Genomic DNA, 10,807 nt, shown 5'->3' on the forward strand with positions numbered 1-10,807 from the left:
ATGCTGATAAAACTATACCATAAAATATACAATTAATTCTGCTGACTTACTTACCTAAATTTTTTGGTGATTATTTCATCTAAAGACCACCGACCAGCCCCAATAACGAAAAGAAAACTGTTCAACTAGAACTATTCATCTCATTGTTTTTATTATGGCAAATAAATTTTCAATTTTTTGATTTCAACAGATAGTTGGAACAATTTTTCATGGCCAGAGTCAAAGAAACGGGTAATACGGATTGGCTGTTAGACAAGCTGGTAGCTATCAGTTAAGTTAACCATAGGCAACGGATAACAGTAAAAACGCTATAGCTTGATTGGGTGTGTAGGACGTGTCAAACCAGAGTAAAAGAGTACATTTTTCTCCCTTACTGGGGATTATCCTGACGACAGCAACCGTATGGGTGACAGATGAACCCTTGAGGGGGCAAAACGTGCCGTCAGTAGCCAGTATTAAAGACCCAGAAGCGACTAGTTTTGAGTTTCTAGACGACTTAACCTCAGAGTCATGGGGTGACGGGTATTCCGGCAGTGCTGAGCCTTATACCAAGGTTTCCGTAATTAAAGAACAAGTTTCTGTTATGGAAGAGTCCCCAAACTCCCCTGAAGAAACAACTCCCAGAAACTCCGATCTGGCTGTAATCAGCGATCCCTGGTTGGAAGAATCCTCAGAAACAGTTGAACCCTACCCCAAGGTTTCCAACCTGAAAAAAGAGGAATTTCCCACCGAACCCCTCGAGGAATCTGCCACAGCAAACTTAGAAAATAAAGGTTTAGCCCAAGATTCAAACCCAAAAGATTTAGCTCAGACTCCCCCCGAGTCAACCCCCACATCTCAACAGACAACCCCTCCCAGCGATATAGAAGATTCCCAAGATACTGACCCCCCAGTAGTTCCCACTCCCGAAGTAATCCCCGCTCCTGAATCAGAAGCACAGGAAACAGAAACCACAGAAGAGGAACCAAGGGTGTTAGTGGTAGAAGTCTTGGTTGAAGGGGCCGATCCAGAATTACAAGACTTAGTTTATAACACAATTCAGACTCGCCCAGGGCGTACAGCTACCCGTTCCCAACTACAAGAAGACGTAAACGCCATTTACGCCACAGGTTTCTTTGCCAACGTGGAAGTTACCCCTGCTGACACACCTTTAGGGGTGAGAATCACTTACACCGTCGCAGTTAATCCCGTCTTAGAACAAGTGGTGGTTAGCACCGTACCCGATATCGAAGATAAACGAGCCTTACCCCCAGAAAAAGTCCAAGAAATTTTTGGGGATCAATACGGAGAAACCCTGAACCTGAGACAACTGCAAGAGGGAATTAGACAGATTAACGAATGGTACGCCGAACAAGGGTTTGATCTTGCCCAGGTAATTGGTTCCCCCGAAGTTAGCGAAGACGGTATTGTCACCCTGGTGATCGCTGAGGGGGTGATAGAAGATGTACAAGTACGCTTTTTTGATGGGGAAGACGAACCCCTAGATGGAAGAACTCGAGACTTTATCGTTACCCGTGAAATGCAGCTCAAACCAGGGGATGTTTTTAACAGAAGAACTGCCCAATTCGATCTACAACGGATTTTTGGCTTGGGATTATTTGAAGACGTGCGAGTATCCTTTAGTCCAGGGGAAGACCCCAGAGAAGTGATTGTTAACGTGGATGTTGTAGAAGGAAACACCGGGTCTTTGGCCGCAGGTACAGGTATCAGTTCCAGCAGTGGACTTTTTGGAACCATCAGTTACCAAGAACAGAACTTGGGGGGTAACAGTCAAACCCTGGGTGGTGAGGTGCAAGTAGGGGAAAGGGAACTACTGCTGGATGTTAGTTTTACAGATCCTTGGATTGGCGGTGATCCCTTCCGTACTGCCTACACCGTTAACGGGTTCCGTCGTCGTACTATTTCCCTGGTTTTTGACGGGGACGATTCTTCCATTAGAACCCTCAACGGTTTCGACAGTCCCCGAGTTATTCGTACAGGAGGTGGAGTTTCCTTTGCGCGGCCTTTGGCAGACGATCCCTTCACTAAACCCGACTGGCGACTCACTGCAGGAATTAACTACCAACGGGTACAAATCGAAAACGCCGACGGGGATATTGCCCCTCTATCAGCCCCTCTGAATGGTTTTCCCGAACAACCACTGGCTTTTAGCGATTCGGGGCGGGATGACTTGTTAACCCTCAGTTTTGCTGCCGCTCAAGATTTTCGTAATAACCCCTTACGTCCCACCAGTGGTTATGTGTTACGCCTGGGGATAGAACAAACCTTCCCTGTGGGTTCGGGAAGCGTTGCTTTCACACGTTTACGAGGGAATTATAGTTACTTTATTCCCCTGAATTTAATCGATTTAGGGTTCATCGCAGAAGATCAGCCCAAACCCCAGGCTTTAGCCTTTAATGTGCAAGCAGGAACCGTATTTGAAGATTTACCCCCCTACGAAGCCTTTGTCATCGGGGGCAGTAACTCCGTACGGGGTTACGCAGAAGGGGAAGTGGGTAACGGACGCAGTTATTTTCAGGCCACCGCAGAATACCGATTTCCCATTATTCCGGCAGTTGGGGCGGCTGTTTTCTTCGATTATGGTACAACCATCAAGTCTCAACGGTCTGTTCGTGGTATTCCTGGGGTGGTAAGAGGATTACCGAGCGATGGTTATGGTTATGGCATTGGGGTAAGGATTCAATCCCCAGTAGGTCCCATTCGGGTAGATTATGGGGTAAACGATGACGGAGACTCTCGCATTCATTTTGGTATTGGAGAGAGATTTTAAACTGTTATACAATACCTCTCAAAAATATAAAAACTTCTATTTCAAACTTACTGGGGTTTAAAATGACATTTACCAAAGAAAAAGGGTTTAGAATATCTGGCGTTGGGTTACATTCTGGGACAAAAACTCAGGTGAAAGTATTACCTAACTATGGCAACCAAGGACGTTATTTTATTCGCGTTGATTTGCCCGAAAAACCGATCATTCCGGCTACTGTTGCAACAGTTAATCAAACCTTACTCTCCACAGAGTTGATGGCCAATGGAGCAACGGTTCGCACCGTGGAACACTTATTGGCTGCATTGATCGGATCTGGTGTTGAAAATGCTTGTATCGAAATCGATGGGCCAGAAGTTCCCCTATTGGATGGTTCTGCAAAAAATTGGGTGGATGCTTTGGTTGAATCGGGGCTGAATCCCTCAGAAATGGCAGTGGGAACACCCATTGATGAACCCGTGTGGGTTAGGGATCAAGACGCTTTTGTAGCCGCTATTCCTGCCCCAGAAATGCGCTTTAGCTACGGTATCGATTTTCCTTACGAAGCGATCGCCAATCAATGGATAAGTTGGAACCCTAAAAAAGAGCCGTTTCAAGAGTTAATTGCTCCGGCGAGAACTTTCGGGTTCGCCGATCAAATCGAGCAGTTAAAGCAATCAGGTTTGATTAAAGGGGGAACTCTAGACAACGCTTTAGTGTGCGATCGCTCCGGTTGGCTTAATCCCCCTCTACGGTTTGAAAACGAACCAGCACGCCACAAACTCCTAGATTTAATTGGGGATTTAAGTTTATTGGGAACCATCCCTCAAGCCCATTTTTTGGCTTATAAAGCTAGTCATAAACTTCACGTTCAACTTGCTAAGGCGTTATTTAGTTAAGTTAGTCTTTAGGGAGTTCTTTGATTAAGTTAGCTAAAATATTTGGTGGAAGAAAACATAGCCTACCAAGTTAAGGTTGAGGAGAAAAAACCATGAAAAAATCCCTCGGTTTATGGTCGTTGATGCTTTTGGGTGCAGGGTTTGGAGAGTTAGCTTTATCTCCTAATGTGGCCCAAGGAGCAGAACTTTGTAATTATCGTAACGAAATTGTCCGAGTATCTGGTGCATATATCAACAGCGACGAAACCTGGGTTACTAAGGGATGGTGGTTAGTGGAACCTGGGGAGTGTATGGTCTACCCTGATAATTGGTACACTTATGTAGAAGTAGACCGCGCTCAGACTGTTGAGCGTACCTATCTTTTAGACTTAGAAGACGAAGAGATACAAACAATTAGTTTATGTGTGATCCAAGATCGATACACTTTTTATAACGGAGAAAGCGATGAGGTTTGCCATAAACATCATTATGGTTTCAGTGATAATTCTATGCAAACATTTTACTTAATTGGTGATAGAAGGGAATTAATAGAATACACCAGATAAATTGACACTCCCACACCTAGAACCCCGTGGGATTCTTTGATGAAACTGGTTTTAAAAGGGGCTAAAGTGCTTTTGTCAAAGGGGAAGTTCAGTTTTAAGAAAAAACCCCCAACTTCTTGAGTTGGGGGAGCTAATAGTTCTATGAAATAAAATTTATGGGCAACAAATTAGGAAAAAAGTATGATCTCAACTTTACCTAAAGTGACACAAACGTTAAATCACCAAACGCAAAGGCTCCATTAGTAAATTCTGCAATAAGATCATTACTACTGGTCTCAAAGATTGCTGTATTATCTGGGTTGAAGAAGTAATCACTAATATCACCAGTTAGTTCAATAATATCAAGATCGCTTTGGAATCCCCGAATGTCAGCAAAGTCATCGCTACCATTAAAAGAGTAGAAAACATTGACACCATCTCCAAGAACAAATGTGTCTGCACCACCATTGCCTCTGATAGTATCAATTTCACCTAAACCAGGAGTAGCACTCAATACATCAACACCAATTAATCTATCGGCACCATTACCACCTCGGAGGTCATCATCTCCACCTCTACCTCGAAGAGTGTCGTTTCCACCTCGACCAAAAATTTCGTCAGCTAAAGATGTGCCGACTAAGACTTCACTTAAACCGGTTCCATTAATTGTTGCCATGATTCAAAAAGTTAAAAGTGTATTTTAATAACAATAGGCAAATTATAAGATCAAGAAACTCATATTAAGGTTATGGAAAGGTTAAAAGACTGTTTTCAAAATAGATATTAAGGAGCTAGAGTACCCATTCCTCGTTTACCTACAATCCCCGTTTTGTAGTTACGTCTGATACCAAATCCGGTTCTAAAACCCATCTTATCTTCTAGAAGATAAGATGGGTTTTAGAACCGGATTTGGTATCACTTGTCCAAAGCATCTAGACGCTTTTGCCATTCTTGATCAATTTTGTCTGTTTGTTCTATTTCTTGTTCTAAGATATCTTTCTCTGTAGTGTAAGCGATGTCGGACTGCTTAATAAGGCCTTGATTGGCGAATTGACTAGCGTATTCTAATTTATGCTGTATTGTTTCGCTTTTACTTTGTAAAAGTTCAGTTCTTTCTTTTCTTTTCTTATTTCTCTGCTCGATTTTACCATTTCTCGTTTGAATAACGAAGTAACGAACCATAGGTATTCCCAGAAAAGCGATGGCGTATCCTAATAATAACCAGTAGATCGAATTAATAAAAGCAATAAAACCACCAAATTGTGCCACAATAGCCGGATCTTTTAAAAATGATCCTAACACCAACGCTAAAATAAAGTTTAACGCTCCTAAGCCGATAGCTAACATTATTTTACTACTACCAGCATTGCTAAATTTATACAATCTTTCCCGTAAATAACTAGTAAGTGATTGTTCAGTTGATTTTTGAACCGTAACTTGTAACTCAGGAAAATGATAAATTAATTCACCGTTGGGAGATACTTCTGGATTACCATTGAAGCGAGTTAAAACCGGTAAAATATAGTCCTCATTTTCTTGATTGTAGCGGTCAATATTATCTAAATAGGGAGCAACTTGTTCGGCAATAATTGATCCTTTATTATTTTTTATAACCGTGCCGATGGTTTTCCAGCGACGTTCTTCTAGATTATAGTTTGGGTTACCATCTCCGAAAAGAAAAGAGAATATTGCTTCTAAAAAGTTCATCCCATCAGAACTTCCGTTGCGGGATCTTCTCGAAGAATTGTTACCATAATCACCGTAGCCGTAATTGGGATAAAAAATCCAAAATAGGTCGCCAAAATTGGGCAAGAAAAAGAATCCTCCCCCTCGATAACCTCTGCCACCACTGTTAGAACCATTATCACCATCTCGGCTAGAATTTAAACCGATAATAATAATAGTAATAGCAACTAACATTAAAATAATAGAAGCCACCAAAACAATACCGAAAGAAATACGAATAATATAGAATAAAACCTTCCAAATTTTTTCCCAGGTTTCTTGTAATTGTAGTTTCCAGTATTTATTACGAAGAATGGTTCTAAAATTTTCAGGAAAAAGATAAACAATGTCTCCCGACTCTGCCACTTCTAAATGTCCCGACACATCAGAGGCTAAGGCCAGTAATCCTTGTTGTGCTAAATTAATGTTTAATCCAGATTTGGCCGCCACGTCCCCCACAGTGACACGGTAGCCCAATTGTTCAACGGACTTCATAATTTCAGGCTGAAGTGTCATACAATACTATCCTTACTTTATAAGCTACTATACTTATTATATTCAAGATAATAAAATATGAAACCTGACCATAATATTTAAAGGAATCTTTTCTGTGACACCTGGTTATACTGTCTTGAAGCCAAAAGATAATTATTACATTTTAGCTAAAATAGTAAAAGCGAAAATATTATTAGGAAAATTATTGATGATGATACAAAAGAAAAAACTCTTTAAGAAACCCCAACTTATAATAAGTTTTATGCTGGCTATGGTGGGATTATTTTCACCTAAAGTATCTGCTCAAGCGGCGGAAACCGTTATTCTAAAATACAGCATTTTACGAGAATCTGTTTCTGTGGAAGAATTGAGTCACTTAGCCAACACAGGAGAAGCCTCGAGATCCTTAAAATCCTATCTGAAATTAGCCAACAAAAAGCCAGAAGAATTGAGGGTGTTATTGAATAATAATGTAGATGTTGATCCTGTTTTTTTATCGAAAGTTCTAAATAGTTTTGCCGGCAGTATGGTACTCGATCCCGTGGGAGAGGTAATTCATACCCCATCAAAACGAGCTAATAGAGAATCCTTGAGAGGGGCTTTAGTTACTTCGGCCATGTCCGATCAAAACATACGTTTAATCGAAATCTTTGAAAACTACCCCACAGAAGAAATTCACGTAGACGGCGATCGCTTAGCAGAAATTTATCAAAACATTCAAGGATTTGTTAACAGTATCCCCCGTCTCCCATTTTAGCGATGAACACCTATGGATAATTGGTAACTAATAACTTGAAGATTTCCTTGAGAATTGATAAAGTTTTTTGAGATACCAAATCTCCTCTAACTCCTTCTCCAAAGATAACCATGACTCAAGGCTCAGCAACATCTTTAACCTCTCCTACCACATTAATAGAATTATTGCGTCTCAGGGCCCAGCAAACCCCAAATGGTCACGGCTATACTTTCTTAATAGACGGAAAAAAAGAAAGTCAACCCTTAACCTACGCAGCCTTAGATCAACAAGCCAAAGCCATCGCCGCACAATTACAAAAATATCAAGCCAGAGGAGAAAGAGCATTACTTTTATATCCCCAAGGGTTAGAAGTAATCGCAGCCTTTTGTGGCTGTTTGTACGCTGGTGTGATCGCCATTCCGGTTCCTCCACCAGAGTCAGGAAGGTTGAAGCGAACTTTACCCCGTCTGCGGGCTATCGTTAAAGATGCCAACGCGACACTAGCCTTGACCACACAGGAAATTTTATCCCTTGTAGAAGGAGTTAAAGAAGAATTTACCGAATTTGACCAAATGAAGTGGATTGACACCGCTACGGTGGATTTATCCTTGGCTGAGGACTGGAAAGATCCCCAGGTAGATAAAGATGAATTAGCTTATTTACAATATACGTCCGGATCTACTTCTACCCCCAAAGGAGTGATGCTATCCCATTTCAATTTAATGCACCATGCCAACTATTTACAACGGGCTTGCGGCTACAACGAAAATAGCGTTACCCATACCTGGATGCCCTACTTTCACGATTATGGCTTAGTGGAGGGGATGATGGTTCCCTTGTACAACGGAACCCCTTGTTATGTGATGTCCCCTTTCTCGTTTATTAAACGCCCTATTCAATGGTTGCGTAACATTACCAAATATAAAGTAACCCATTCCCAAGCCCCCAACTTCGCTTACGATCTCTGTTTACGTCGCCTCAAAAGCAAAGACATCGGGCAACTTGATTTGAGTAGTTGGGAAGCAGCAGGAAACGCCGCCGAACCCATTAACCCCAGGGTAATGATCAATTTTGTGGAAACTTTTTCTGCTTGTGGTTTCCGTTGGGAAACCTTTGCCCCTGCTTACGGGTTAGCAGAATATACCTTACTGGTATCTAGTAAACCCAAAGGAACCCATCCTGTGTTTGCCTGTTTAGATGCTTCTGCTATGGAGAAAGATAAAATCGTCGAAGCCGATCCCCAACGGGAAAAAGGCACCCGTGTGATGGCTAGTTGTGGGCAGTTAGTGTGCGAGACAAAAGTAGCGATTGTCAACCCCGATACTTTAACCCGTTGTGCTGAGGATGAAGTAGGAGAAATTTGGGTATCAGATCCCAGTGTAGCTCAGGGTTACTGGCAACGCCAAGAAGCCACAGCAGAGACTTTTCAAGCTCATATCCAAGACACTCAAGAGGGACCTTTTTTAAGGACAGGGGATTTAGGGTTTCTTAAAGACGGAGAACTCTATATTACAGGAAGGATGAAAGACTTAATTATCATTCGAGGAACCAACCATTATCCCCAGGATCTCGAATGGACGGTACAGCATCTTAACCCTGTTTTTCGCTCTGACTACGGAGCGGCTTTTTCCGTTGAGGTAGACGGGGAAGAACAATTAGTGGTTGTTCAAGAGTTAGAAAGACGTAGCGGAGAATTAAATTTTGAAGAGTTGTTAGGGGACATTCGCCAAGAAATTGCCGAAGAACACGAAATTCAAACCTATGCTATTGTTTTAGCCAAATCAGGAACCGTCCTTAAAACCGCCAGTGGGAAAATTCAGAGGCGCGCTTGTCGTCAAAACTTCTTGAGTGGAACCATTGATATTGCTGCGGTTTGGAGCGATAATCCTGAAATTATGAACAAGTTTACCTCTGTTTCTTAGGGAAGGGGAACTGGATTTGAAGAGGATTGATCTAATCATCAGAAATGATTGATAAGATATCTTTTTTGCCAGTGAACAGTGACCAGTTATCAATTACCCCTGCTCACTGTTCCCTTATGTCTCAGACTTAAATTCTCACCACTGATGACTGATTGCTATCCAAAGGAAACACTAATAATGTTATGGTTAAAAGGTGCTATGATAGTTATTTAGCCCCATAGCCAGGGTTGGCCGAGCGGTTTAGGCAACGAACTCATAATTCGTGCTAGGCAGGTTCAACTCCTGCACCCTGGATATTAAACTGATCTCTTGCACCAGTATAGAAAAACTTGAATTACTCAGCAGTTCCTCACTCCGTTCCGGCGCTATCGCACAGCGTTCAGCCTTCATTTAATCTTACTCAAAGTAGATGATAGGGATTGATATGTTTCAGCTGATGGCTGATAGCTGAACCCTTACAAACTAGCCAGTTTTATCGAAGGTGCAAGATGTGAGTTAAAGATACTTTCCCATTTCTTTTTTATTATGGCAGGGTAATATTGTTTCTACCTCTGCTATGTTTACCTTCTCAAGATGATTATCTACTTTTTAAAGCGGATTTGGTATTATTGAGCCATTAGCCCCCCATACCCTCCAGTGGGGGACAAATAACTCGTATCTATTGGGGAATAATAGGAATTCGTTGCTGCTCAAACTGACGATCCCTTATGGTTGGTGGTTGAGTACGAATGTAGTCGGGATTTCCACTTAAAGAAGAATTAAAGGGGTTCACAAGATCAGGGGTGCGAATTCTCGGTCCGGCGGTTTGTTGTCTCAGTCCATCCCATAATACTGCTTCGATGGTTTTAGCATCATTAGCGATGGTGTTATCGAAGAAAGATCCTGGAGCATATCGCCAACCAAAAATCTTATTCATCTGGCCGAACATATCCGTATTGTCATAAAAGCGTAAACTTTCGTTGTAAAATGCCCGATCTATGACGTGGGTGAAATGTTCTCCCCGATCAGTTGGGATAGCTTGAATCTCGGGAGCAGTGTTTTGATAAGCTGCTGAACCCATATTGCGAGCTTCTAGTAAACGTCGCTCTAACTGTTCCATACAAGCATTCAAACCAGCAGCAAACTCATTCCGAGTCAGGGCGCGATCCCCTCGATAAGTGCGATCGGGATAACCCACAATACAGCCATAATTTTCCACCAGATTTCTCAAAGCCTCATAAGACCAATCTGTGGGGGAAACATCTCTCAATTGTTGAATACTACTGAGTTGCTGTAGTGTGGTTTGATAATCGTAACTTTGAGCAGGGATACCATTGTTTGGGGTCAATTGCTCGGTCTGTTGAGCCGTCTGTGAGGGGTAAGGGACAGGTTCGGCGTAACTAACATTACCTACTAGGGCAGATCCCACTATCAAAGCAGGTAGCAAAGACTTGTACATTCTCGTTTCATCTCCTCACAATCACTTTTCAATAGAATATCGGTTAGGGTTAGTAACCAAACGTATTCTAGCTAATTTTTCAGTTGGGGTTTTAAGATTAGCTCAAGATAATTATGGTGGCTTTTTATTAAGTTATCTTGACAAAGTAATTAATTATACTGAAAAGTCAACGAAGTTTTGGATACTCTCTAGCAACTATTTCAACAAAAAAAACGGAATCGATGCAAATTACCACAAAATTCAGGGACATATTAGGCAGTTTATTGTCTGTTATACCAAATCCGCTCTTTTTAACCCCCTTATAAAACCCTTTACTAATAGA

Annotated in this window: 9 protein-coding genes and 1 tRNA gene; 7 read left to right on the plus strand and 3 right to left on the minus strand. The window is 41.8% G+C overall.

What is annotated here, in order from left to right:
* Window positions 1–334: 334 nt before the first annotated feature.
* From P9B04_RS06770 to P9B04_RS06780, 3 genes are all read left to right on the plus strand, one after another.
* Window positions 335–2,770, plus strand: coding sequence for a BamA/TamA family outer membrane protein (locus P9B04_RS06770; RefSeq protein WP_342054235.1), 2,436 nt, complete (start codon window positions 335–337; stop codon window positions 2,768–2,770).
* A 62-nt stretch (window positions 2,771–2,832) separates the two neighbouring features.
* The gene (lpxC, locus tag P9B04_RS06775) at window positions 2,833–3,645 is read left to right on the plus strand and encodes a UDP-3-O-acyl-N-acetylglucosamine deacetylase (protein WP_342054236.1); all 813 of its coding nucleotides are present in this window, start codon (window positions 2,833–2,835) and stop codon (window positions 3,643–3,645) included.
* Window positions 3,646–3,737: 92 nt separating this feature from the next.
* Window positions 3,738–4,190: a DUF1036 domain-containing protein gene (locus tag P9B04_RS06780; RefSeq protein ID WP_342054237.1), complete on the plus strand. Its 453-nt coding sequence runs from the start codon at window positions 3,738–3,740 to the stop codon at window positions 4,188–4,190.
* A 196-nt stretch (window positions 4,191–4,386) separates the two neighbouring features.
* Here P9B04_RS06780 and P9B04_RS06785 read toward each other — a convergent pair whose 3' ends face one another.
* Together P9B04_RS06785 and P9B04_RS06790 are read right to left on the minus strand one after the other, a co-directional pair.
* The gene (locus P9B04_RS06785; protein WP_342054238.1) at window positions 4,387–4,845 is read right to left on the minus strand and encodes a calcium-binding protein; all 459 of its coding nucleotides are present in this window, start codon (window positions 4,843–4,845) and stop codon (window positions 4,387–4,389) included.
* Between the two features lie 239 nt (window positions 4,846–5,084).
* Window positions 5,085–6,410, minus strand: a complete 1,326-nt coding sequence (locus P9B04_RS06790) for a hypothetical protein (protein WP_342054239.1) — start codon at window positions 6,408–6,410, stop codon at window positions 5,085–5,087.
* Between the two features lie 241 nt (window positions 6,411–6,651).
* Here P9B04_RS06790 and P9B04_RS06795 point away from each other — a divergent pair, with 241 nt between their 5' ends.
* The 3 genes from P9B04_RS06795 to P9B04_RS06805 all read left to right on the plus strand — a co-directional run bounded on the left by P9B04_RS06795 (window position 6,652) and on the right by P9B04_RS06805 (window position 9,341).
* The gene (locus tag P9B04_RS06795) at window positions 6,652–7,146 is read left to right on the plus strand and encodes an alpha/beta hydrolase (protein WP_446717975.1); all 495 of its coding nucleotides are present in this window, start codon (window positions 6,652–6,654) and stop codon (window positions 7,144–7,146) included.
* Between the two features lie 110 nt (window positions 7,147–7,256).
* Window positions 7,257–9,047, plus strand: coding sequence for a fatty acyl-AMP ligase (locus P9B04_RS06800; RefSeq protein ID WP_342054240.1), 1,791 nt, complete (start codon window positions 7,257–7,259; stop codon window positions 9,045–9,047).
* A 221-nt stretch (window positions 9,048–9,268) separates the two neighbouring features.
* Window positions 9,269–9,341: transfer RNA gene (locus tag P9B04_RS06805), tRNA-Ile, on the plus strand.
* 364 nt (window positions 9,342–9,705) lie between these two features.
* Here P9B04_RS06805 and P9B04_RS06810 read toward each other — a convergent pair.
* A complete protein-coding gene (locus P9B04_RS06810) occupies window positions 9,706–10,485 on the minus strand; it encodes an iron uptake porin (RefSeq protein WP_342054241.1) in 780 nt (259 codons plus the stop codon).
* Here P9B04_RS06810 and P9B04_RS06815 point away from each other — a divergent pair.
* The coding region (locus P9B04_RS06815) for a hypothetical protein (protein WP_342054242.1) at window positions 10,478–10,807 on the plus strand (330 nt) is incomplete at its 3' end. The genes P9B04_RS06810 and P9B04_RS06815 overlap by 8 nt on opposite strands.

The organism is Crocosphaera sp. Alani8 (assembly GCF_038442745.1).
Taxonomy (GTDB): Bacteria; Cyanobacteriota; Cyanobacteriia; order Cyanobacteriales; family Microcystaceae; genus Crocosphaera.